The 25,094-nt window shown below is 45.4% G+C and carries 22 protein-coding genes; 16 read left to right on the forward strand and 6 right to left on the reverse strand.

Annotated elements, in window-relative coordinates:
- Positions 1-9: 9 nt before the first annotated feature.
- Positions 10-1,068 (forward strand): helix-turn-helix domain-containing protein, encoded by a 1,059-nt coding sequence (locus FEM55_RS06525; RefSeq protein ID WP_138280467.1) that lies wholly within the window; start codon positions 10-12, stop codon positions 1,066-1,068.
- A gap of 4 nt (positions 1,069-1,072) precedes the next feature.
- Here FEM55_RS06525 and FEM55_RS06530 read toward each other — a convergent pair whose 3' ends face one another.
- Entirely contained in the window at positions 1,073-1,849 is a 777-nt protein-coding gene (locus FEM55_RS06530; RefSeq protein ID WP_138280468.1) for a hypothetical protein, read from the reverse strand.
- Positions 1,842-2,909 carry an AMP-binding protein gene (locus FEM55_RS06535; RefSeq protein ID WP_138280469.1) on the reverse strand — a complete coding sequence of 356 codons (1,068 nt, stop codon included), beginning with the start codon at positions 2,907-2,909 and terminating at the stop codon, positions 1,842-1,844. The genes FEM55_RS06530 and FEM55_RS06535 overlap by 8 nt, the downstream gene beginning before the upstream one ends.
- A gap of 126 nt (positions 2,910-3,035) precedes the next feature.
- Here FEM55_RS06535 and menB point away from each other — a divergent pair, with 126 nt between their 5' ends.
- The 14 genes from menB to FEM55_RS06605 all read left to right on the forward strand — a co-directional run bounded on the left by menB (position 3,036) and on the right by FEM55_RS06605 (position 18,158).
- Complete coding sequence (gene menB, locus FEM55_RS06540) at positions 3,036-3,860, forward strand: 1,4-dihydroxy-2-naphthoyl-CoA synthase (protein ID WP_138280470.1); 825 nt, start codon at positions 3,036-3,038, stop codon at positions 3,858-3,860.
- A 52-nt stretch (positions 3,861-3,912) separates the two neighbouring features.
- A complete protein-coding gene (locus FEM55_RS06545) occupies positions 3,913-4,323 on the forward strand; it encodes an EVE domain-containing protein (RefSeq protein ID WP_138280471.1) in 411 nt (136 codons plus the stop codon).
- A complete protein-coding gene (locus tag FEM55_RS06550) occupies positions 4,313-5,890 on the forward strand; it encodes a hypothetical protein (protein ID WP_138280472.1) in 1,578 nt (525 codons plus the stop codon). Before FEM55_RS06545 ends, FEM55_RS06550 begins: the two co-directional genes overlap by 11 nt.
- Positions 5,891-5,981: 91 nt before the next feature.
- Positions 5,982-6,869: a class I SAM-dependent methyltransferase gene (locus tag FEM55_RS06555; RefSeq protein ID WP_138280474.1), complete on the forward strand. Its 888-nt coding sequence runs from the start codon at positions 5,982-5,984 to the stop codon at positions 6,867-6,869.
- A gap of 75 nt (positions 6,870-6,944) precedes the next feature.
- Positions 6,945-8,141: a tetratricopeptide repeat protein gene (locus FEM55_RS06560; protein WP_138280475.1), complete on the forward strand. Its 1,197-nt coding sequence runs from the start codon at positions 6,945-6,947 to the stop codon at positions 8,139-8,141.
- 59 nt (positions 8,142-8,200) lie between these two features.
- Positions 8,201-10,144, forward strand: coding sequence for a threonine--tRNA ligase (gene thrS / locus FEM55_RS06565; RefSeq protein ID WP_138280477.1), 1,944 nt, complete (start codon positions 8,201-8,203; stop codon positions 10,142-10,144).
- A 113-nt stretch (positions 10,145-10,257) separates the two neighbouring features.
- Positions 10,258-10,809: a translation initiation factor IF-3 gene (gene infC / locus FEM55_RS06570; protein WP_138280478.1), complete on the forward strand. Its 552-nt coding sequence runs from the start codon at positions 10,258-10,260 to the stop codon at positions 10,807-10,809.
- Positions 10,810-10,956: 147 nt separating this feature from the next.
- The gene (gene rpmI / locus FEM55_RS06575; protein WP_138280479.1) at positions 10,957-11,151 is read left to right on the forward strand and encodes a 50S ribosomal protein L35; all 195 of its coding nucleotides are present in this window, start codon (positions 10,957-10,959) and stop codon (positions 11,149-11,151) included.
- 103 nt (positions 11,152-11,254) lie between these two features.
- Positions 11,255-11,599: a 50S ribosomal protein L20 gene (gene rplT / locus FEM55_RS06580; RefSeq protein WP_138280480.1), complete on the forward strand. Its 345-nt coding sequence runs from the start codon at positions 11,255-11,257 to the stop codon at positions 11,597-11,599.
- Between the two features lie 103 nt (positions 11,600-11,702).
- Positions 11,703-12,212: a hypothetical protein gene (locus FEM55_RS06585; protein WP_138280481.1), complete on the forward strand. Its 510-nt coding sequence runs from the start codon at positions 11,703-11,705 to the stop codon at positions 12,210-12,212.
- A 95-nt stretch (positions 12,213-12,307) separates the two neighbouring features.
- Positions 12,308-14,851, forward strand: coding sequence for a phosphocholine-specific phospholipase C (locus FEM55_RS06590; RefSeq protein WP_138280482.1), 2,544 nt, complete (start codon positions 12,308-12,310; stop codon positions 14,849-14,851).
- Positions 14,852-15,016: 165 nt separating this feature from the next.
- Positions 15,017-16,927, forward strand: a complete 1,911-nt coding sequence (gene dnaK, locus FEM55_RS06595; protein ID WP_138280483.1) for a molecular chaperone DnaK — start codon at positions 15,017-15,019, stop codon at positions 16,925-16,927.
- 194 nt (positions 16,928-17,121) lie between these two features.
- On the forward strand, positions 17,122-17,337 hold the full coding sequence (locus FEM55_RS06600) for a hypothetical protein (RefSeq protein ID WP_138280484.1): 216 nt from the start codon (positions 17,122-17,124) through the stop codon (positions 17,335-17,337).
- The gene (locus FEM55_RS06605; RefSeq protein WP_138280485.1) at positions 17,334-18,158 is read left to right on the forward strand and encodes an SDR family oxidoreductase; all 825 of its coding nucleotides are present in this window, start codon (positions 17,334-17,336) and stop codon (positions 18,156-18,158) included. Before FEM55_RS06600 ends, FEM55_RS06605 begins: the two co-directional genes overlap by 4 nt.
- An 81-nt stretch (positions 18,159-18,239) precedes the next feature.
- On the opposite strand, the gene FEM55_RS06610 is transcribed toward FEM55_RS06605, so the two are convergent.
- Entirely contained in the window at positions 18,240-20,696 is a 2,457-nt protein-coding gene (locus FEM55_RS06610) for a carboxylesterase family protein (protein WP_138280486.1), read from the reverse strand.
- 189 nt (positions 20,697-20,885) lie between these two features.
- Here FEM55_RS06610 and FEM55_RS06615 point away from each other — a divergent pair, with 189 nt between their 5' ends.
- Positions 20,886-21,269: a VanZ family protein gene (locus FEM55_RS06615; RefSeq protein ID WP_138280487.1), complete on the forward strand. Its 384-nt coding sequence runs from the start codon at positions 20,886-20,888 to the stop codon at positions 21,267-21,269.
- Here FEM55_RS06615 and pgi read toward each other — a convergent pair.
- The 3 genes from pgi to FEM55_RS06630 form a co-directional block, all read right to left on the reverse strand.
- Complete coding sequence (gene pgi, locus FEM55_RS06620) at positions 21,248-22,897, reverse strand: glucose-6-phosphate isomerase (RefSeq protein WP_138280488.1); 1,650 nt, start codon at positions 22,895-22,897, stop codon at positions 21,248-21,250. The two genes, FEM55_RS06615 and pgi, sit on opposite strands and share 22 nt — an antisense overlap.
- Positions 22,898-22,975: 78 nt before the next feature.
- A complete protein-coding gene (locus tag FEM55_RS06625; RefSeq protein WP_138280489.1) occupies positions 22,976-23,815 on the reverse strand; it encodes a sugar phosphate isomerase/epimerase family protein in 840 nt (279 codons plus the stop codon).
- Between the two features lie 68 nt (positions 23,816-23,883).
- A complete protein-coding gene (locus tag FEM55_RS06630; protein WP_138280490.1) occupies positions 23,884-25,089 on the reverse strand; it encodes a heparan-alpha-glucosaminide N-acetyltransferase domain-containing protein in 1,206 nt (401 codons plus the stop codon).
- Positions 25,090-25,094 lie beyond the last annotated feature (5 nt).

The following is a 25,094-nucleotide window of genomic DNA, read 5'->3' on the forward strand; positions in this document are numbered from 1 at the left end:
GACCATTTTATGAGTATTGTCAGCAATAATATCAAATATCTCAGAAGGCTTAACGGCCTTACACAAGAGCAGTTTGCAAGAAAAATTGCGATCAAACGCTCGTTGCTGGGAGCCTATGAAGAAGCGCGGGCCAATCCCAATCTGACGAACCTTAAGAATATGGCAGCCGCGTTTGGTATTTCTGTGGACAATCTGCTGAAAAACGATTTAAGAAAGCTGCGGGAAACGCCTGATTTGTCATTGCCGCTCAATGCAGCCCGGCCAATGACTGTTTCGCATTCAGGTTCGGTGCAGGCAGCAGCACCTTCCAGAGTCCCGACATTTGCTGAACCTCAGCCGCTTTCCACCATTATTGACAAGTACAAACAACCGGAACCTGAAATCAGGATGGTTTCAAGACAGGTTAATCTGAAGCCGGTAAACGGCGAAGTGCAACCTGCTGCAAATCAGCTAAACGGCCTTTTTGCCGAACAACGCAGTACGGCTTCTAAAAAACCGGATGCTGTAAATGACGCCAGCGCGCAGATTCCGGTTTTTAATAATAGTTATCCGGCAAGTCCGTTTAACAATGCCATTGAAGACAGAACGGAAAACTATCCGACCATTCAATGGGTTGCCAAAAATCTTCAGCTTGACTACATTCAGAACTGCCAGAATCCGTCCTATCTGAATCAGCTGCCTTCATTCCAGCTTCCCAATTTGCCGGCAGGTTATTACCGCGCTTTCGAAAGCGGCGATGATTTCATGTATCCGGGCTCTTTGCTTGTTGGAACGTTTGTGCGAAACTGGTACGATATCAAAGACGGCATGCAATACGTGTTTGTGCTGCGCCAGCACGGGTTTATATACCGAACTGCATTTAACCACGTAAAAACAAATGGCTTTCTGCTGTTGACTTCCGACGACGCGTCCGTCAACGATCTGGAAGTACCGTTGCAGGACGTGCTCGAAGTATGGGAAATCAATGCATTCATAAGCTTGCAGATGCCCGTTCCGCAGCCTTCTCTGGAACGAGTAAGCCAGCTTGTGGATGAATTGCAGATGGAATTAAGCCAGTATAAACAATAGTTTTTTACTTGGCCAGTGTTTTGAACAAAGCTTCGATCTTGGGCAGATCTTTACTTTTTGCCGTTGTTTCCAGAACAGCAACGCCCAGCTGATACCAGAGTCCGTCGCCGGCCGTAATGTACAATCCCTTTTGAGATGGTCTGGATTCAGATGCATTTTCTGCAACGAATTCAGCTTTATAAACGGTATCCATCATCCGCTGTAGTTGAGCCCATTCCAGCTGCCTTGCAGGATTTTTGCCTTTGCTTAATGTAAAGGTTTTCCGGGCAAATGAAGCTATAAGGTCTACTTGCGTCTGTTTTTTATCTGCATCAATTTCCAGGAATGTCAGTTCAAATGGTTTTTCTCTACCGCTGGCTTCAAAAATCGCCTGCATGAATTCCTGTAGAAAATAAGACCAGCGTTCTTTGTCGACCGGATAAATGGTTACCATTTTTCCATTTTCTTCCAGTTCCAGTTCAATAAAGTCTTCAAACTCGCTTTCTTCTCTTTTCCGGATGGTTTTGGAAGATGAAAAAATTTCTTCAAATTCATTGATCCAGTTTGCCGGCAGCGCTCCTTTCCATTTATAATCATCATCCGTGGAAAAACCTTCGTCCAGCAAGTCATCTTCATCCATTTCTTCCCGATCCGTATAAACGATACTGAAATCTACGTTCAGCTGATTTGCGGAAGCGATTCCCAGCTGTAAGGTATAAAAATGCGAAAACGGAGCCGGGACAACCGGCGCGGTCTGAAAACGAATGATATATTGTCCGGGTATCTGAATGTTTTTATCCATGTGAAGATTCTGAAAGCGATTGTACTGTTCTGCGTTTATCCACCTTGCCGGTGGCTGTTCTTGTAAACTGATTCACAAAGTAAACACGTTTAGGCGTTACATAAGCCGAATTCTGCTTCCTTATTTCAGCAAGCAACGATTCGGACGTGATGGCAGCGATTGTTCCTTCGATAATCAGGATGAGCATCTGGCCCAGTTTTTCGTCCGGGCGGAACCAGGCAAAAAACGGATTTGGAATTTCAAGGTTATAAAATACTTCTGCCAGGCGTGCATCCACTTCGTCCAGCACCATTTTGATGCCTCCGGAATTGATGATATTGTCCGCACGCCCGATCCATTTAAACGTATTTCCATGGATTTCGGCCAGATCATTGGTCTGTACTTTTTCGCCGTTTGTAACAGCGCCTGAAACATACAGGCAGTTTCTTTCATCAAGACCAAATTCAATTCCGGGCAAAAAAGTGTAATGCAGTTCCGGTTTTTCTCCGTTCAGCCGGCGTAATGCAACATGCGAAACGGTTTCCGTCATGCCGTAACTCTGATAAACGGGAACAGCAAGATTCAGGACTTTCCTTTGCAGTGCAATGCTGACGGGCGCACCGCCAAGTAATATTTTACCCAGTTTATACACCTGGTTTTCGGTTTCCGGATTTTCCAGAATTCCGGAAAGCTGCAACGGAACAAGTGCGGTAAAATCAAATTCTTCATGGTCCAGATTGAGCAGCGGATTGGAAACGGGTTCAATCACAGTAAGTTTCCAGCCGAGTTCCATGCCGCGGACCAGCATCATCAGGCCGGCTATATAGGAAATGTTGAGACAAACCAGAGCACGTGTTCCGCTTCCAAGTCCAAGCGTCTTTCCCGTCATGGCTGCGCTGCTTGTGAGCTGATTTCTGGAAATTGCAATGGGCTTCGGCGTTCCCGTCGAGCCCGATGTATTCAGCATAAATTCTCTTTTACCGCCCAGCCAGGATTTGATAAAGTCGTATGCCGCGGCAAAATAAGGATGCTCCGGCCTTTGCTGCTGTCCAAAATCGTTTATATCCGTTGTCCACTGCATTCGGAAAGTTATTTATTTGTTTTTGAAGGAAACCCAAACAATCTGTAATTTCGCAAATTGTCGCAAATGAGCCGCATGTATTTTTTAGTGCTCTTTGCATTGGTTTTACATCTACATTTTGATTCTATGTCCAGTTCAGTTCAATGGGAAACCATCAAGGAATATGAGGAAATCCTCTTTACACTTCATGAAGGAATTGCAAAAATAAGCATAAACCGTCCGCACAAGCACAATGCATTTACGCCGCTGACGGTGACGGAAATGATCGATGCCATGCATATCTGCCGCGAAGATCCGAGAATTGATGTGATTATTTTAACGGGCGAAGGTGGAAAAGCTTTCTGTTCGGGAGGCGATCAGTCGGTGCGCGGACATGGCGGTTACATCGGCGATGATCACGTGCCGCGCCTGAACGTGCTGGATCTGCAACGCATGATCCGCTCGATCCCGAAAGCAGTCATTGCCATGGTTGCAGGCTGGGCAATCGGCGGCGGACATGTGCTGCATGTGATCTGCGATTTGTCTATAGCAGCAGAAAATGCGCGTTTCGGGCAAACGGGTCCGAAAGTAGGAAGTTTTGATGGCGGTTTCGGTGCTTCGTATCTGGCGCGCGTCGTTGGTCAGAAAAAAGCTAGGGAAATATGGTTTTTGTGCGATCAGTACGATGCACAGGAAGCTTTGCAAATGGGATTGGTCAATAAGGTAGTTCCGCTGGAAGAGCTGGAAACGACTACAATCGAATGGTGTAAAAAAATCCAGGAAAAAAGTCCATTATCCATCCGGATGCTGAAAAGTTCGTTCAATGCCGAACTGGACGGACAGGCCGGAATCCAGGAACTTGCCGGAAATGCAACGTTGCTTTATTATCTGAGCGAAGAAGCGAAAGAAGGCCAGAATTCATTCCTTGAAAAAAGAAAACCGGATTTCAGCAAGTTTCCAAAATTTCCATGATCGTTGTAAAGGTCCGTATTTAGAGACCTTTTTAAAATAAAAATTTGAATCAATGAATTACTGGCTTGTAAAAAGTGAACCTTTTAAATACTCATGGGATCATTTTGTAACTGAAGGTGAGGCTGTATGGGACGGCATCCGCAATTATCAGGCGCGCAACAACCTGATGAGCATGAAAACGGATGACCTCGTTCTTTTTTATCACAGCAATGAAGGAAAAGAAATTGTAGGGTTGGCAAAGGTTTCAAAAGAATTTTATCCCGATCCGACAACGGAAGAAAAAGGCTGGGTAGTTGTCAATCTGGTTCCGGTCGCAAAATTTCCCAAAACGGTAACGCTTGCCGAGATAAAAGCAGACAGACGTTTGCAGGATATGCTGCTGATCCGCAATTCCAGATTATCCGTTATTCCGGTACGGCTTGAAGAATTTGACTTAATCGTAGCATTTGCGCATGAAGTGTAACCGGCAATTTATTTTCAATATTACGTTGGTACTGTTTTTCAGTGCGTTATCGTTGCAATGCGTGCTTTCGCAAGGCGTAAAAAGAATTGAATTGCCGCTATCCGGAAACGCAGCATACCAGACGGTTCCGCTTGGCGAACAAGGTGTTCTGCTGATTTCCAAGCCTGACAAAGGAACTTTCAACGTACAGAAATTTGACGCGAACCTCGACCGGATCTGGTCGATTGACGGTCCGATCGAATCCAATCTGGATTATATTTCATCATCATTTGACGGCAAAGCGGTGTTTCTGCTGTTCAGCAAATACCGCAGTTCCCTGTACCAGATCGTAAAAGTAAATATCGGGCCGGGGTTTGTGGAAACATTTATGATCAATACGCTGGACCGTTTTGAAATCACTGATTTTAAAACACTCGGCTATTCGGTTTTCATGGCCGGAATGGTCCGGAATGAACCGGTTCTGATTTTTACGCAGCTTACCAATGCGCAGACCAAAGTACTGCCGTCGGCAATCAAAGGTTCCAATGCCATTCAGACCGTAGAAGTGGACACGGCGCATCATCTTGTCAATGTAAGTTTTGCCGTAAAAAAAGGCCGTCAAACGCGGATTGTGGCGCGCTCTTACGAAGAAACCGGCGAGCTGTACACGCAGGTTTCCGTTGATCCGGAAGATGATTATTCCCTGCTGAGCGGAAGAATGCAGGTCCTGAACGATTCCGTTCGGATCGTGATCGGTACTTACGGGTACAGAAACATGCAGAGCAGCAACAATGCAGCGTCGCAAGGATTATATATCAGCAAAATAGTCCGTGACGAGACGGTATTTACCCGGTACCACAGTTTTACCGATTTCAAGAATTTCTTTAATTTCATGAATGAGCGCCAGCAGGAAAAAATCGAAAGGCGCATCCGTAAAAAGAAAGAAAGCGGTGACGACCTGAAACTGAATTACAGGTTGCTTGTACACGATATCGTACCGAAAGAAAACAATTTCTTGCTCGTTGCAGAAGTTTTTTACCCTGAGTACCGCTATCAGAATCCGGGTATGCTGGGCGGAATGGGTTACGGCGGAATCATGAGCTATCCGTTTGGAATGGGCCTTTACAATCCGTACTTATGGAACCCGATGTATGGCGGCCGCGGTTATAATCAGCAGGTTTTTGACGGATTCACGTACACGCATGCCGTGATTGCCGATGTGGACCAGAACGGGAAACTCATTTGGGACAACAGCATTAATTTTGATCATGTAAAAAGCATGGAACTGCGTGAAAAGATCAAGATACAGACGTTCAATAACGGAAATTCCAAACTGGTTTACAGCCATAACGGTGCCATACGCAGTAAAATCATCAAAGGAAATCAGGTTATTGACAGCGACCGCGTGATCCCGAACGGCACCAATGTAGAAGGCGACAAAGTAAGAAAAACCAGTACGGATGACATTGATTACTGGTATGGAAACTTTTATCTTGCATGGGGCGAACAGAAAATCGTCAACGCTGCCGGCGATCCGCAGACAAGAGGAAGAAGAAATGTGTTTTATCTGAATAAAATCGCGTTCTGATCCCAAATTATTCAGTTTCCGGCCAAAAGCCAAAATAATTCGCCGATAGCCAACAGCTAAAAGCCAAAAGCTAAAAAAAACCCACAACACCTTGATACTACTTTCACCCGACCAGCATACCGATTATCAGCTCATTGATACCGGCGGATTCGAAAAGCTGGAACGTTTCGGCCCTTATATTCTTTCACGTCCGGAGCCGCAGGCAATCTGGGACAAATCGCTTTCTGAACAGGAATGGGAAAAACAGGCGCATGCGGTTTTTAAACGCGATAAAAATTCGCAGGAAAAAGGACAATGGATTTCAAAAGCCGGAATGCCGGACAAATGGGTTTTCCAGTACAGAACAAATGCCTTGCACCTGCGTGCAAAACTGGCACTTTCCTCTTTCAAGCACGTCGGGCTTTTTCCGGAGCAGGCGACAAACTGGGATTATATTTCAAAAAAACTGAAACAGATTCCTGAAACGAAGCCGTCCGTTCTGAATCTTTTTGCCTATACTGGCATTGCGTCGCTGGCAGCCAAAGCGTCCGGCGCGGATGTTACGCACGTGGATTCGGTCAAACAGGTCATCAGCTGGTCTCGGGAAAATATGGAACTGAGCGGGCTTGACAACATTCGCTGGGTTGTGGAAGATGCACTGAAATTTGTTCAGCGGGAAGTACGGCGCAATAACCAGTATAACGGAATCATACTGGATCCGCCGGCATACGGGCGCGGGCCGGATGGCGAAAAATGGCTGCTGGAAGAAAGCCTGAACGAAATACTGCGTTTGTGTGCGCTGCTTTTGAAAAAGGAGAATTTCTTTTTCATCATCAATTTGTACTCACTCGGATTTTCAGCACTTATCGTTGAAAACCTTATCAAAGCGCATTTCGGCACACAAATACATCATGAATTCGGCGAACTTTTCATTCCGGACTCATTCGGGAAAAACCTGCCGCTCGGTGTATTTTCCCGATTTTCGGATCAAAGTATTTAAATTACGTTCAGATTGTTCAATTTTGTTGTTGAGCGTGCCCAATGACTGGCAATCCAAGTTGCGCTTTTTCATCACATGAAATTCTGTTGTTTTAAATACTTCTGTCTGTTCCTGATTACTTTGCCGGTGCTGATTTCAGGCTGCCAGAGTGATGCAAGAAATGCTACGCGCATTCCGCCCGTGATTAAAAAGTCCAGAGCACAATGGCAGAACGACGCCATTCTTTCACTGACCGATCTGATCAACCGCAATATTGATGTGGACCTTAATTATTACAAAAGAGCCCGTATCTATTTTGAACGCGAACAGTACACGCTTGCGCTTGCGGATATCAATGAATCCATTTATGAAAAGAACAATGCAAGCGACTACTTTTTACTGCGCGGAAAAATCAACCGCGAACTCGGAAAGATGGATCCCGCGCTCGAAGATGCACAGCGCGCCGAAGCATTGCAGCAGAACAGCCCTGACCTTTACATTCTGCTGGCGGATATTCTTCAGGTAAAAAACAACTTCCGGGAAGCGGCCGGTTATCTTAATCAGGCCATGAAAATGGCGCCTTACGACGGATCGGCGTATTATGTAAAAGGCATGCTGCAGGCCCGCCAAGGCGATTCACTTGCCAGTATTTCCAGCTTTAATTATGCAATCAGTGTAAATCCGAGGCTGTTGCGCGCATACGAGCAATGCAGTTTTATATTACGGAAATTAAATAATCCGGATCAGGCGCTTGTTGTGAACCGGAAGGCAATCCGGCGTTTTCCGAAAGCAGCAGAACTTTACTTCGAAAGAGGCGAAATATTTGCAACGAAACTAAGGCCGGACACGGCACTGATCAATTACAAGAAAGCGGTTGCTTTGAAACCGGACTATGAAGAGGCATTGTACAAGGTGGCTACAACGGGCATCGAGCTGAGAGAATACAATCAAGCGCTTCCGGCCTTAACGCGTTTGTACCGGATGAATCCGAAGTCAAAGGAAATCAACAATATGATTGGTTTCTGTCATGAAAAAACGGGGGATTACGAAAGGGCAAAAGTATATTATACGGATGCGCTTGCGCTCAGTCCGGGCGATCAGGATGCACGTTACGGCCTGTATCGCATTCGTCAGCGGGAAGGTGCCGGGCTTTATTCCGCCTATGATGCAGACAATGGGAACGGATCGGGTTACAAGCTTCTGGACACGTCGCGGGTCAAGATTAACAAAATCCAGCCGAGAGGAACCACAAATATCCGCATCGATTCTACGCGAAAAGCTAAAATTGAATAGATTTGCACTTTGCCGCACAGCGCAAAGATTTTGAACAATTGTCATCGAATGATTTCTGAATGAAAGACGAGTCTCAAGTAAAAATTACCCTGCCCGACGGCAGTGAACGTTATTACCCTAAAGGTATTACAGCACACGGCATTGCACTCAGCATCAGCGAAGGACTGGCACGTAATGTCATTGCCGCCAAAGTCAACAATGAAGTATGGGACCCGACGCGGGAAATAACGCAGGATTCGCTTGTGAAGCTGCTGACATGGAATGATGAAGACGGCAAAGCTACATTCTGGCATTCTTCGGCGCACTTGCTGGCCGAGGCGCTGGAAGCCTTGTATCCGGGTGTAAAATTCGGGACCGGGCCGTCTCTTGAAAAAGGGTTTTACTACGACGTTGATCTGGGCGATAAATCCTTGTCTCAGGATGATTTTCCAAAGATCGAGGCCAAAATGCTGGAACTGGCTCGTCAGAAAAACGAATACATCCGAAAGCCGATCAGCAAAGCCGATGCCATACAATATTTTACTGAAAAAGGCGACGAATACAAGCTGGAACTGATCGACGGACTGGAAGACGGCTCCATTACACTTTACGAGCAAGGAAATTTTACCGATTTATGCCGCGGGCCGCATATTCCGAACACCGGAATTATAAAAGCCGTTAAACTGACCAACATAGGCGGCGCTTACTGGCGCAACAAGCAGGAAAATAAAATGCTTACCCGCATTTACGGGATTACTTTTCCAAAACAGAAAGAACTCGAAGAGTATCTGACTTTGATGGAAGAGGCCAAAAAACGCGATCACAGACGCCTGGGCAAAGAGCTGGAACTGTTTGCATTTTCCGAGAAAGTCGGGCAAGGTTTGCCATTGTGGCTTCCGAAAGGCGCCATGATCCGCGAACGGCTGGAATCGTTTTTGAAAAAAGCACAGTCGAGAGCAGGTTATCTTCCGGTTGTGACACCGCATATCGGCAGCAAGGATTTGTACGTAACTTCCGGCCACTGGGACAAATATGGCAAGGATTCCTTTCAGCCGATCAAAACGCCAAACATCGGTGAAGAATATTTGCTGAAACCGATGAACTGCCCGCATCACTGCGAGATTTACAAGACTTCTCCCCGCTCCTACAAGGATCTTCCGCTTCGTTTTGCTGAGTTCGGAACGGTTTACCGCTATGAGCAAAGCGGTGAGTTGCACGGACTTACACGCGTTAGAGGTTTTACACAGGACGATGCGCATATATTCTGCCGCCCGGATCAGGTGAAAGAAGAATTTATCCGGGTTATCGACCTTGTACTTTACGTTTTCAAGTCGCTTGGATTTGAAGATTACAGCGCGCAGATTTCGCTTCGTGACCCCAACGACAAACAGAAATACATCGGCAGGGATGAAGACTGGGAACGTGCGGAAAGCGCCATTATTGAGGCCGCTGCCGAACGGAATCTGAGCACGGTTACCGAACTGGGCGAAGCTGCCTTTTACGGTCCGAAGCTCGACTTCATGGTGCGTGACGCATTGGGCAGAAAATGGCAGCTTGGAACGATTCAGGTCGATTATCAGCTTCCCCAGCGTTTTAATCTGGAATATACCGGCTCGGATAACCAGAAACACCGTCCGGTTATGATCCATCGTGCGCCGTTTGGTTCCATGGAACGTTTCATTGCCATTCTGATCGAAAACACGGCCGGACAATTTCCGCTGTGGCTTTCTCCGGACCAGATTGCCATTCTGCCGATTTCTGAAAAATTTGCCGAATATGCTGAGGATGTGTTTTTCCAGTTACAGGATCATGACATTCGTGGATTTGTGGATCACCGGGATGAAAAGATCGGACGGAAAATACGTGATGCCGAGGTTACAAAGGTTCCGTTTATGCTGGTAGTAGGTGAAAAAGAAATGGCAGAAGGAAAATTATCCGTGCGCAGAAAGGGCGAAGGTGACCTTGGAAGCATGACTGTGGCAGAATTTACGAATTATTTTAAAAAAGAAGCCAGTATTAGTTGATGTTTTTATAACTTTTTGTTATAATTCCCGCAGCAAGGCACTATTTTTGTGACTTCGATGTTATCTTTTTTGATTTTCACCAAAAAACCCAAAATACACCAATCCAAAGTTATATGGCATTAAGACCCCCGAGTGGACGGTTAAGAGTTCCCGAAGAACCTTATAAAATTAACGAACGAATTACAGCAAAAGAAGTACGCCTGGTTGGAGAAAACATTGAACCGGGAATAGTGGATATTAATACTGCCAGAGCAATGGCAAAAGCACAAAGTCTTGATCTGGTAGAAATTGCACCGACGGCAGTTCCTCCTGTTTGTAAAATTGTAGACTATTCGAAGTTTAAATACGAGCAGAAGAAAAAACAGAAAGAAATCAAAGCCAAGGCACAGAAAGTGGTTATCAAGGAAATTCGCTTTGGTCCGAATACGGATGACCACGACTTCGAATTCAAACTGAAACACGCCATCAACTTTCTTAAGGAAGGTTCAAAAGTAAAGGCATATGTTCATTTTGTAGGTCGTACGATTGTGTTCAAGGAACGTGGTGTAAACCTTCTGAACAAATTTTCGGAAGCACTTTCCGATTACGGCAAGCTGGAAATGGAGCCTAAACTGGAAGGAAAAAGAATGACAATCATTCTGGCACCGGCACCTGCAAAAAAATAATTCCTGAGTTTACTGATATATTAAGTTATAAAAAGCTTTATAAAATCGTGTTTCCGGCCATAGCGGGAAACACGATTTTCATTTTCCGATCCTTTTAATTAATTTTGCGCGCTGTTTTATAATTATCAATTAATGTTTATTTGAATCATGCCTAAAATGAAAACCAATTCCGGAGCTAAAAAGCGTTTTGCGCTTACCGGCACCGGCAAAATCAAGCGTAAGCACGCATTTCACAGCCACATCCTGACCAAAAAATCCAACAAGCGCAAACGCGGTCTGGTTAAAACAGGTCTGATCGATGAATCCAATGTGAAGCAGGTGATGGCAATGCTTGGAAAGTAATTCCGAAGCCATTAAAATTAAATACCATTCTGGTTTTTTGTTCCACCCGATAGAAGGCTTTGTAAGACTCAAAAGAGCGCCGACCATCAAAAACAGTTAAATTATGCCACGTTCAGTAAATCACGTAGCGTCACGTGCAAGACGTAAGAAAGTATTAAAATTGGCGAAAGGCTATTTTGGCCGTCGCAAAAATGTATGGACCGTTGCCAAAAATGCGGTAGAACGCGGTTTGGCTTACGCATACAAAGGCCGTAAACAAAAGAAACGCAATTTCCGTGCATTGTGGATTCAGCGTATCAATGCAGGTGCACGCATCCACGGATTGTCGTATTCTGCTTTTATCGGCAAACTGAGTTCAAAAGGCATCGAGCTAAACCGGAAAGTACTTGCCGATCTGGCAATGAATCATCCGGAAGCTTTCAAGGCAATCGTTGATCAGGTAAAATAAAACAGCATCCCGCCTCTCTGGCGGGATTTTTTTATGCATATACTCCAAGTGCAGCAAAAAGATTGCTGCTTGTTTCAGTATTCATGCATAAAGACATAAAACCATGTTAGATCAATTATTAGGCCTAATCCAGCAAAATTCCCAGCAAGCCATTGTTCAGAATCCCGAAGTTCCCAATGAGCATAATGAGGATGTCATGCATACCTTGATGGGATCCATTACAGGCGGTTTGCAGCAGCAGGCACAAAATGGAAACATTTCAGAAATTTCGAATTTATTTTCAGGAAGTCATGGCGCTTCAGGCAATGCACTGATGAACAATCCAATGGTTTCTTCTATTGCGTCCAATGCAATCAGCGCCATTATGCAGAAGTTCGGCCTCAGCAATCAGGTTGCCGGCGGAATTGTAAGTTCGGTGCTGCCGGGGGTATTGGGCGGACTGATCGGAAAGTTAGGCAACAACAACAGCAACAGTTCCGGTATGGACCTTGGAGGTTTGCTTGGCGGACTTCTAGGCGGTTCAAATCATTCAAATCTGGGCAGAGATATGGCGGATGGAAAGCAGAGCACAGACTTGACAGGCATGCTGGGCGGTCTCTTCGGAAACAAATAAATAAAAAGTATAATATCCCGGTAAAATCGATCATTTGAATTGAAAGTACATTTGTATAAATTGATGTACCGAAATAACCCTTATACCGAGATATTATGGATTCCAGAAGAGAATTTATAAAAAAAGCAACCATGCTTACCGGTGCTGCCGGATTGTTCAGCACCCTGCCCGCTTCCATTCAGAAAGCACTTGCAATCGATCCGAAAAAAGGCAGCACTTATCTGGATGCGGAACATGTAGTTATCCTGATGCAGGAAAACCGCTCCTTTGACCATTGTTACGGAACTTTGCGCGGAGTACGGGGATTTAACGATCCCCGTGCTATCCAGCTGCCCGATAAAAACTCAGTCTGGCTTCAGACCAATGCCTTTGGTGAAACATACGTTCCGTTCCGGCTTAACATGAAGGAATCCAGGGCAACCTGGATGGGTTCGCTTCCGCATTCATGGACCAATCAGGTAGATGCGCGCAACGAAGGAAAATATGACCAGTGGCTTGTCGCCAAACAGCCCGGACATAAGGATTATACCCGGATGCCTTTGACACAAGGCTTTTACAATCGCGAAGACATTCCGTTTTACTACGCACTGGCCGATGCTTTCACCGTTTGCGACCAGAACTTCTGCTCTTCACTGACCGGAACCACGCCGAACCGTCTTTATTTATGGACGGGAACGATCCGCGAAAATCCGGAACCTACACATTATGCAAATGTCCGCAATGAAAATGTCACGGATCATGCCGAAGCGTCCTGGACAACATTTCCGGAACGGCTTGAAGACCATCATGTTTCCTGGAAAATCTATCAGAATGAACTGAGCATTGATACCGGCCTTACAGGTGAAGAAGATTCATGGCTTGCCAATTTTACGGATAACCCGATTGAATGGTTTACACAATATAATGTCCGATACCATACCGGCTATCAGAAACACCTGAAAGAAAGGCTGGAAAAACTTCCTTCTGAAATCAGCGAACAGGAAGAAAAGCTCAGACATTTTTCCGGCGATGAAAAAGAACTGGCCGCACTGAAAAAATCAGTCAGTAGGAAAAAGGCTGATCTGCAGACTGCGAAAGAGGAACTGAAAAGATGGAGTCCTGAAAACTATGCAAAACTTTCCGAGCGGTCAAAGAACATTCACGCCAAGGCATTTACAACCAATAAAAACGATCCGGATTACAGGAAGGTAACAACCGTCCAATACAATGACGGCGACATCATTAATGAAGCCAAAGCACCACAGGGCGACATTTTGCATCAGTTCAGAACCGATGTAAAAAAAGGAAATCTGCCCATGGTTTCCTGGCTCGTTGCACCTGAAAACTTTTCGGACCATCCTACTTCTCCGTGGTACGGCGCTTGGTATGTGTCCGAAGTTATGGACATTCTTACTTCTGATCCCGAGATCTGGAAAAAGACCATTTTCATTCTTTGCTACGACGAAAATGACGGCTACTTCGACCATGTTCCGCCATTTACAGTTCCTAATCCGTACAAAACCGATACCGGTGCAGTCTCTGAAGGGATAGATTGCAAAACGGAATTTGTCACGCTGGAACAAGACATGACGAAAAAGGATGAAAAAGAATCCAGACACAGTCCGATTGGTTTGGGTTACCGTGTTCCGTTGATCGTCGCTTCGCCCTGGAACCGCGGCGGTAATGTTTGTTCAGAAGTTTTTGACCATACTTCCATTTTACAGTTTCTGGAAAAATTTGTCAGCCATAAATCAGGAAAGCAGATCAAAGAAACCAACATCAGTGAATGGCGACGGACAATCTGCGGCGATCTTACTTCCACATTTACACCTTATAACGGAGAAAAAACGACTTTGCCGACGTTCGTGGAAAGAAACGAGTTTATGGAAAGCATTTACAATGCAAAGTTCAAAAAGCTGCCGAACGGCTATCAAGCGCTAACAAAGGAGCAGATCGCGGAAGTAAATCAGGACCCGATTGGCTCTTCCATATTACCGAATCAGGAAAAAGGAACGCGTACAGCATGCCCGATACCTTACGAACTCCAGGCCGACGGAGCAGTGAACTCTGACAAAAGTGCATTCGAAATCGCGCTGGAAGCCAAAAATGACATGTTCAAAGATAAGTCTGCCGGTGCTCCTTTCATGGTTTATGCGCCGGTCAAATACAAAAATGAGTCTTTCAAAGTCTGGAATTATGCCGTAAAAGCAGGCGATATGCTGAAAGGTTCCTGGCAGATCAGTGATTTTGAAGATGAAAAATACCATTTGCGTGTGTATGGACCCAATGGTTTTTACAGGGAATACGCGGGTAACAAGAAGTCCGGAACGGTAAAAGTGGGTGTACGTTACCAAATTGACAAGAACAAAAAATCACAGGCGTTTATCGTGTTCAGCCTGGCGGTTTCTGATGCGGACGAAACAAGCGTTCTGACCATTACAGATCATGCATACGGTACTGAGAATAAGGTTATTGATATTTCAGGATTATCAACAGACAATGAAGTACTTGTTCCGTTTGATCTGAGCAAAAGTTCGAACTGGTACGATTTCTCGATTACAACTTCAAACAGCCGTGATTTTCTGCAACGCTACGCAGGCCACATTGAAACGGGCAGCATGAGCCAGAGCGACCCGTACATGGGACAAATGCTCAGCTGATTTCCATCCTCGTCAGGCCGAAATTCCGGCCTGACACTTTGTCACTTCTGTTTTCTCTTCCGGACGCTGGTACGAGGTTTTTAATAATCCCGTAGAAGCCTGACTTGGCAACCCAGATCAGCAAACTGAAAGAATCAAATCATACTTAACTTTATATATAGAACGATGGGAAAAATTATTGGCATAGACTTGGGAACAACGAACTCCTGCGTGGCTGTCATGGAGGGCAATGAGCCGGTTGTAATTGCAAACAGTGAAGGTGCACGTACAACTCCTTCGGTAGTTGCATTCATGGATAACGGCGAACGTAAAATCGGTGCACCAGCTAAACGTCAGGCGATCACCAATCCCAAACATACTATCAGTTCCATAAAACGTTTTATGGGAAAAAAATACGATGACACAACCAGTGAATTGAAAACGGTTGCGTACAACGTAGAAAAAGGACCAAACAACACACCACGTATTCCGATCGGTGACAGATTATATACACCTCAGGAAGTTTCTGCTTTCATTTTGCAAAAAATGAGACAAACTGCAGAAGATTATCTTGGGCAGGAAGTAACAGAAGCTGTAATTACCGTTCCGGCCTATTTCAACGACGCAGAACGTCAGGCGACTAAAGAAGCCGGCCAGATTGCAGGTCTTGATGTAAAAAGGATCATTAACGAACCGACAGCAGCAGCGCTTGCATATGGCCTGGACAAGCAGCATATCGATATGAAAATTGCTGTTTTTGACTTGGGCGGCGGTACTTTCGACGTTTCCATTCTTGAACTGGGCGACGGCGTTTTTGAAGTAAAATCCACAGACGGCGATACGCATCTTGGCGGTGACGACTTTGACCAGGTGATTATCAACTGGCTAGCTGACGAATTCCAGAAAGACGAAGCCGTAGATTTGAGAAGAGATGCAATGGCTTTGCAACGTCTGAAAGAAGCTGCTGAAAAAGCAAAAGTTGAGTTGTCAAGCTCTACACAGACAGAAATTAACCTGCCTTATATTTTCCCTGTTGACGGTATTCCAAAGCACCTTGTACGTACTTTGACTCGTTCGAAGTTTGAACAGCTTGCGGATACTTTGTTCCAGAGAATGATGGAACCTTGCAAAAGAGCCATGAAAAATGCAGGTTACTCCAACAGCGATATCAATGAAGTCATTCTGGTGGGTGGTTCTACGCGTATTCCAAGAGTACAGGAAGAAGTAGAGAAGTTCTTCGCCAGAAAACCTTCCAAAAACGTCAACCCGGATGAAGCGGTTGCAGTAGGTGCAGCCATTCAGGGCGGTGTTTTGACAGGTGAAGTAAAAGATGTCCTTTTGCTTGATGTTATTCCATTGTCTTTGGGTATTGAAACATTGGGCGGTGTTTTCACTAAACTCATCGATGCAAACACCACAATCCCGAGCAAGAAAACAGAAGTGTTCTCAACGGCTGCGGATAACCAGCCATCCGTCGAAATCCATGTACTGCAGGGTGAACGTCCGATGGCAACCCAGAACCGTACACTTGGACGTTTCCATCTTTCTGACATCCCGCCTGCACAGCGCGGTACGCCTCAGATCGAAGTAACATTCGATGTGGATGCAAATGGTATCCTGCATGTTTCTGCAAAAGACAAAGGCACAGGAAAAGAACAGAAAATCCGGATCGAAGCTTCCAGCGGACTGACCGACGCCGAGATCAACCGGATGCGCGAAGAAGCGAAAGCCAATGAAGCGGCTGACAAAGCGGAGCGTGAAAAAATAGAAAAAATTAATGCAGCAGACAGTCTGATTTTCTCCACAGACAAGCAGTTGAAAGAATTCGGTGATAAACTTTCGGCTGGAAACAAATCCGCGATCGAAGGTGCTTTGAGCGAGCTTAAAACGGCACATTCAAGCCAGGATCTTTCCGGAATTGATACGGCAATGGAGAAACTGAACACTGCATGGCAGGCTGCATCTCAGGAAATGTACGCACAAGGCGGTGATCCTCAGCAAGGTGCTCCGGGCGGAAATGCGCAGGGCAATGCACAAGCCGGCGGAAACGGTGCTACCGACGATGTAACAGATGTTAATTTTGAAGAAGTTAAATAAGTCGTTCAGCTTCTGAAAAAATCCCCGTCTGAATAGGATGGGGATTTTTTTTACACGCATTTTGGCCAAAGTGGGTAATAAGATTCTTTCTCGGGAAAAATCCAAACTGCTCCCATACTGGCATCAAATTTTATAAAAAGAGACAAGCACAATCATCAATAATAATAACCTTACTGACTAAAATTCAAACAGAAATGGACACAAGGATCGCATTGCCAGAGTTGATGTATTTATCCCCGACGACCCGTGAAAAAGCGGTTACGATTGCACAGGAACTTTTAAAAGCCGGTAATATTTCTCCTCGCGAAGCAGTTGCAAAGGCAATTCTGATTGCTAAAAACTGGGCGGTTAAAAATGTTAATCGCAGTGTCTGGAAAAAGTTAAAGTCGTTTGAAAAAGAAATTATATGACCGATTCAAGTCTGAAATTTAAAGAGCAGGTTGCCATTGTTACCGGTGCAAGTTCCGGAATCGGAAAAGCATGCGCCATCCATCTTGCCAACTTGGGCGCACACGTTGTTGTGAATTATAGTTCCAGTCAGGATGAGGGTCAGAAAACGGTGGATGAAATTACTTCGAATGGCGGAAGTGCAATCCTTGTTAAAGCGGATGTAAGCAATGAAGAGGAAGTAAAAGCAATGTTCAACGAGACCATCAGTAAATACGGAAAGCTGGATATTCTCGTAAGTAATGCAGGTCTGCAGCAGGATGCGCCATTTCTGGAAATGACCTTGAAACAATGGCAAAAAGTAATTGATGTAAATCTTACAGGTCAGTTCCTTTGCTGCCGTGAAGCTGCCAGAATATTTGTGGAGCAATCAAAAAAACCGCAGGAAAACAATCATAACGAGCTTTCAATCGGAAAAATAGTCCTGATGAGTTCGGTCCACGATGTGATTCCCTGGGCAGGACATGTAAACTATGCCGCTTCAAAAGGCGGTGTGATGATGTTCATGAAAACAATTTCTCAGGAACTGGCACCTCATAAAATCAGGGTTAATTCAGTAAGTCCCGGAGCTATCAAAACGCCGATTAACAAAGAAGTCTGGTCTGATCCGCAGAAATACGACGGATTAATGGACCTGATTCCATATAAAAGAATCGGAACGCCGCGGGATGTTGCCAAAGCAGTTGCATGGCTGGCATCCGATGATTCCGATTATGTAAATGGAGAAACATTATATATTGACGGCGGCATGACACTGTATCCGGAATTTGCCGACAATGGTTAAAAACAAATTATACTTCATCAATAAAGAAAAACAACGCCGGACCTGAAAAATCCGGCGTTACTTATTTCAATCAGCAAAGAGTTAATTATTTACGAATTCCCCTTTTTCCACACTCCAGTCATTTCCGAAAAAACCAGCCATCTTCACGCCCTGTATTCCTTTTGTAAGCATGTCAAGTGAATAAATCATTAAATCCGGGAAACCGCTTCCACCGCTGAAATACTGGTTTGCGTTAGCCGCCAGAAAACCTTTCTTTCCCGTTCCGGAAATTACCGCAACCGATGCATTTTCACTGTCCGATCTTGGCCAGATAAAACATGCGGCCAAATTATCGCCTGTGTAACTTTTGTCTTTTACGGTCATTTTCCCGTTTGAAACATGTACCGGACAATCTTTGAGCAGCTTGTTCCAGGCTGCACTGGTATCTTTATTTCCATATAGCACTACGCCCCTGTTTTTATACTGCTCAGGATTAAAGTCTTTGTCAGCTATGATTTCAACAGCCCCGTTGCCGCGATAATACCACGTTTCTGCATCATACTTCGCTTTTTCCAAAGCCCAGCCTGCTTCCTCTTTTGATCCGCCGGTTGCATACACCAAAACCATATTATTTTGAAAGGCTTCCTTGAATGTTCCGTTTCTTCGCGGATTTTTGTTCTGCTTTTCAGATGTTGAAACGGTCCAGCCTGAAACCTTTTTGAGATAAACTGTTTCATTTTGCTGTTTTACTTTATAATTCACAGCAGCCAGGCTATCCAGCGTAATCTGTACTTCTGTTCCCGGTGCAAATGCGCCCAGATGAAAAGACAGTGCCGCAACATTACCTGTTGAACCGAAAATCCGGTTTGATTTCTTGTCCAGGCTGATCTGGATTCGGCTGTACTTCAAAGGCGTGATTTGCTGCTGAATTTCTGCCCACCGCATTTTGGAAGATATGCCGGGATTTGCCGTAGTAAAATCAACAAAGTTCACAGCCGTATCCGCAGGAATGGAATGCCAGCTGAAAAAGTCGAAGATCGGCGGCCAGTCTACGCTGATGTCGCCATACCAGTGCTCGCCGCCGATGTGTTCGTAATAGCTGAAATCACGGTGAAATTTTCCCAGAATATCGCGCATTTGCCGGGCGTATTTTACAGAAACGGTTTTGTCCGCATCGCCATGCGCTACATAGACGCCCAGACTTTTGTAATTGGAAGTCAATGCGAGCACATTGCTTGCATTGCTCGATCGCAACAGGATGGATTCCATTGGAGAGCCCGCGCTATCGGGAATGACGCCGTCGTGCGAGCCGTAGGAAGATAGTGTCGGATAACCGGCAGACGGTGCAATGGCTGCCCATTTTTCCGGATAGGTAGCGCCGAGAAACCAGGTTCCGTGACCGCCCATGGAATGGCCTGTCAGATAAATGCGCGAAGAATCGGGTTGAAACTGCTTCTTGGCAATTTCCAGCACTTCCAGTGCATCCAGCCGGCCCCAGTCTTCCCAGTTAAATCCTCTCGGACGCCGGTTGGTCGGAGCTACAACCACGCCCCACTCTTTCGGCTTGTACGCTCTTGCCTGACTGATCGCCTGCACTTCCGCTCCGTGAACGGAGAAAAACAAAGCCGGCTTTTTGTCGGATTTCGGTTTCAGCTGCGGACTTACGGCATAATACTGAACGCTTCCGTCCAGCTCGCTGATGAAAGTCCGGCTGTACTGTTTTCCTTCTTCAACAGACTGAATGGCAATACTGGACTGATCAATCTGTTTGCCTTCTTTCAGCAAGGTGACGGCAACATCCTGCTTTCCGGGAACAGAAACATCCGCCGCATTGATCAGTATGCCTACTTTCCGCAATCCGTATGCCGGAACTGCAGGAATCGTTGTAATGGTCTCTTTGCCTGAAACGGAAGATTTTACCTGAAAATCTTTTAACACTTTTGAACTTGTGTTGACAACGACAAGTCCGGCCCATAAGGAATCATTTTTCAATCCGGGAACAACATCCGGAATGGTCAGGTCTTCGGTACTGAGGTAAACCGGTTTTTCTGGAAAAGAAAGGTTGGCCGTTACGCCGCCGTAACTTCCAAACCGGGCCACACGTGCATAAATTTCATTGTTCCCTTTTTTTAACCGTACCGGCAAATGCATCCAGCCATACCGGTACATATCGCCTGCATGCGGAATGCCGTTTACAAATGCCATGTCATGCCCGGTCATGGTCAGAACCGCCGTTTGCTCCCTGGGCGAATGATAGGTCAGATAAATGTACCCGTTTGTAAATGCACTGCCGCGAAAACGATGCAAGGAATCCGCCTTGACCTTCTGCCATTTGATTTCTGCTCCTTTATCATTTGTAAACAGCAAATTACCCTCAGCCGGTCTGGAAAGCGTTCCGTTATAAAACTGATATGCAAGTTCATCTTTGTACAAGGCTTCACGCCCATACTGATGGCTGGGACCAACGCCCAAACCTTCATCAAAATAGTATGTTTTTTGAGAAAAAGCCTGAAAAGCAAGGCTGGTGAGTAAAACAAGGGCAAGTAAGAATCGCTTCATTGATAAGTTCAGGAATAATTTAAAAGATTAAACTTAATAAGAAATCTTAAAAATTACTTTCTACTATTTAATAAAACAATTTAAATCCTTCTATACAGTGTATTTACGGATGAACTGCAATTAATTTACATCTGCTGAAATCATTTCCTGAATAGGCCCTAAATTTGCCGTATAACCTTTCTGTACACAATGGAAAAATTAATTGGCTCGCTGATCAGGCTCTTCTCCGGCAAACCCTGGCTTGGAATTGTATGGACTATTCTGATACTCGTAGCCTGCACATGGCCGGGGAAAGATATTCCGGCAGCGCCGGTTGTAGGATTTGACAAATTGGTGCACTCGGGACTGTTTACAGCCTGGACTATTTTATGGCTGCTCGCCTATCCGCAAAAAAGCCGGACAATCGTTCTGACCGGAATGGCTTACGGACTCGGTCTTGAATTTTACCAACAGCTCCTGCCTTTCGACCGCACTTTTGACTGGTGGGACGCCGTAGCAGATGCTGTTGGTGTTTTGATCGGATATGGAATAACTACTTTTTTGCTGAATCGTTACCGCCAGCGTTTGTACTGATTGATCAGGCCGTTGGTAGAACTGTCATGGTTGGTAACCGGCCAGTCGTTTTGCAGTTCGGGATAAATCTTGTTCGCCAGCTGCTTGCCGAGTTCCACGCCCCATTGGTCGAAACTGAATATATTCCAGATAATACCTTGGACAAAAATCTTGTGTTCGTACATGGCAATCAGGCTTCCGAGCACTTTAGGCGTTATTTTCTTCACAAGAATGGAATTGGTCGGACGATTTCCTGAAAACATCTTGAAAGGAACCAGGAAATCAATTTCCTCCTTGCTTTTTCCGGAAGTTTCAAGTTCAGCTCTTACTTCTTCTTCTGTTTTTCCATTCATCAATGCTTCTGTTTGTGCAAAAAAGTTGGAAAGCAGCATTTTATGATGATCGCCAAGCTGGTTATGGCTGATGGCCGGCGCAATGAAATCGCATGGAATCAACTTGGTACCCTGATGAATCAGCTGATAAAAAGCATGCTGCCCGTTGGTGCCCGGCTCGCCCCAGATAACAGGACCTGTCTGATAATCAACCGGTTTTCCGTCGCGGCCTGTACTTTTGCCGTTACTTTCCATATCGCCTTGCTGAAAGTAGGCAGCAAAACGGTGCATATACTGGTCATACGGCAGAATGGCCTGCGTCTGTGCATCGTAAAAATCGTTGTACCAGATTCCCAGCAATGCAAGAATAACCGGAATGTTCCGCTCGAATTTGGTTGTACGGAAATGCTTGTCCATATCATGCGCACCCGCCAGCAGCTGTTCAAAGTTCTGAAAACCGATGAAACACGCAATGGAAAGACCGATTGCAGACCATAAGGAATAACGGCCGCCCACCCAGTCCCAGAACACAAACATATTATCCGGATCGATACCGAATTTCTCAACTTCGGACTGATTGGTTGAAATGGCTACGAAATGCTTCTTCACATGCTCTTTGTCAACGGCCTTATCCAGAAACCATTTGCGTGCACTGTGTGCATTCGCCATCGTTTCCTGCGTTGTGAACGTTTTGGAAGCAATCATGAAAAGCGTTGTCTCCGGGTTCAGCGACTTCACCGTTTCGGCAATATGCGTTGCATCCACATTGGAAACGAAATGAACGTTCAGACCGGGTTTACTGTACGCTTTCAGCGCTTCGGTGACCATCACCGGTCCAAGGTCACTGCCTCCGATCCCGATGTTTACAAGATCCGTAATTTCCTTTCCGGAATATCCTTTCCAGCTTCCTGACCGGATTTTTCCTGAAAATTCCTTCATTTTGGCCAGTACTTCATTCACTTCCGGCATGACGTCCTTCCCATCCGAAAGGATCGATTCGTTGGAGCGGTTACGCAATGCTACATGCAAAACCGAACGGCCCTCTGTCGCATTGATTTTTTCTCCGGTAAACATCTGCTCAATGGCATCGGACAAGCCTGCTTCTTCGGCCAGCTGCACAAGATAGGAACGTGTACGCGTCGTAATTCTGTTTTTGGAATAATCGAGCAGAATATCACCAAAACGAATGGAAAATTTTCTGTGACGGTCCGGATCTTCCTCGAACAGACTTCTCAGATTTTTCTGGGAAATGGACTTGTGATGCGATTTCAGCTTCTTGTAGGAAGCCAACCGATCAAAGGGCACATTTTTAAGCATGTTTTATGGTGTTATGGTTTAAAATCTACCTTTCCTGCAAAAATATGACTTTACGGCACTTTAAACGCTTTTTTATGGCTAGCCCGCATCACAAACTCCTCTGAAGTAACCGACAGACTCCGCAATGCCCGCCAGCGGATCTTTCATATCTTTCTCATATTCAAGGCTGCATGCACCTGCATATTTGATTTTACGCAGCATTTTCACAAAAAGGGAAATATCAATAATTCCGCGTCCCAGTTCGCATGTTTTTCCGTCCTTGTTTGCTGCGGTTACATTTTTAAGGTGTATGTCAAAAATTCTTTTCGAGTATTTCCAGAGGTCATTGGACGGGTCCTGATTATCCCGCTGATTGTGCCCCATATCAAAACAAAGCCCTACTCTTTCGTCCAGGTCTTTCACCAGCTTGTAAACAGAAGCTGCATTCGGGTAAAGTTTGTCCTCCGGGCCGTGATTATGAATCGCAAATTTGATATCGTATTCCTTTACTTTCTTTTCCACGTATTTCAGGTCTGCATGCGCAGGAATCCCGACAATGAGCTTTACGCCTACTTTCTTCGCATATTCGAATGCATTGTCAATGTCTGCCGTGGTTTTGGTATAAATGGGCCCGACGGCGTAACCCTTTACGTCAGCTTCTTTCAGCTTGGCATGAAAAGCCTGGATCTGCTCCGGCGTGCTGTTCAATGGCAAATGGAAATCCTTGATACACAAATAATGCACATCCGTTTTCTTCATCATTTCAAGCGACTGATCCAGATTGAAATGTACGAAACTATATCCCGCCATGGCAAGGTTAAATGTATCCGGTGTCTTTTTTACCACGCTGCCAGCCTCACTTTTTTCCGGTACTGAAATCATATTGGCTGCAAAAAGACCTGCTACGCTCTTCTTTACAAATCCTCTTCTTGTATTCATTTATTTCCGAGTTTGATAAAACACTATATTATTCAAAGACGAGGAAACCGGAATTTACCACCTCTTTTTTAGATCTTTAATTTGATCCCAATCCGGTTGATGAGCCCTGTTACAACAATCACGAGCAGTGAAAACAATGCCGATTTCAATAACCCGATCATGCCGGTGCGTAAATCCATTGGAAGTTCAATATGCAGCAGTGTAATAAATGCATACCAGATATAGGGAACAAGGTAACAGGTGAGCGTTGCCGTTCCCGCCGGACGGATGACAGCAGCCCAGTTTTTCTTTCCTTTCAGATCCACGAGCCAGAACATAAAAGCAAATGAAAGGAAACTGATCCCGCTGCAAATTCCTACCCAAGCCGGCGTTGCTCTGATTTTTGATATTCCCCAGAACGGCCGTGTACCGAATCCGTACAGCAATGCGACGATGCCCAGCGCAAGCAAAATGAGAAGATAACGGTTTCGGAGTGTACTGCTTTTTGTATAAAGCCGGTACATAACGGATGCGACCACGCCTGCCATTGTAAATGCCGGCATGGAACCGCTGCCCACGATCCATACATATTGTTTTACAGGATCAAGAAAGTCGAGTACACCGGCAAAGTCGGCCAGATTAAACAGTACAAAGAACAGCCATGCCGCGATGATCAGCGGCAAACGGTCTCCGGCAAAAAGATAACACACGGCACAAAGCAGATACGACCAGCCGATAAGACCGAGAATTCCGTACCAGTGCGTTTCCATCCAGGAAGGGTTTTCCGGATTCCCGCCTTTGTAAACGGCAGCCATGACGGCCAGCAAAACATATCCGGCTACTTTCAAGCCTGTATAAAGTGTTTTTTTCTCAGGATTTTCAGGATAAACGTTCCAGATCAGAAAGAATGCAGCGACCACCAGTATTTCCCAGACATACTTGCTGATGACCATGCCGGAATCCACGGCATTTTCCAGATTAACAAGGTAAATACCCATCAACAGCAAGGCAAATGTACGTTCGGCTATGTGCCTGAGAATGGTTCCATTGCTGTCGCCTCTGGTTTTTCTGTTGGAAATGGCAAACGGCAGCGAAAGTCCGACGATGAATAAAAATCCCGGAAAAACGACATCCGAAAGCCCCATTGCATCATCAGCGCCTTTGCTGTGTTCCATCCACTGCGGCACGCCCTGCAAGGTCCAGAAATCATTTACAAATATCATGAGAAACATGGTTACTGCACGGAAAACATCAATGGAGTCCAGTCGCAGTGAAGAAGGTTTAGGATTTTGCATCGGGT

This window comes from Dyadobacter sediminis (genome assembly GCF_005860765.1).
GTDB classification, from domain to species: Bacteria; Bacteroidota; Bacteroidia; order Cytophagales; family Spirosomataceae; genus Dyadobacter; species Dyadobacter sediminis.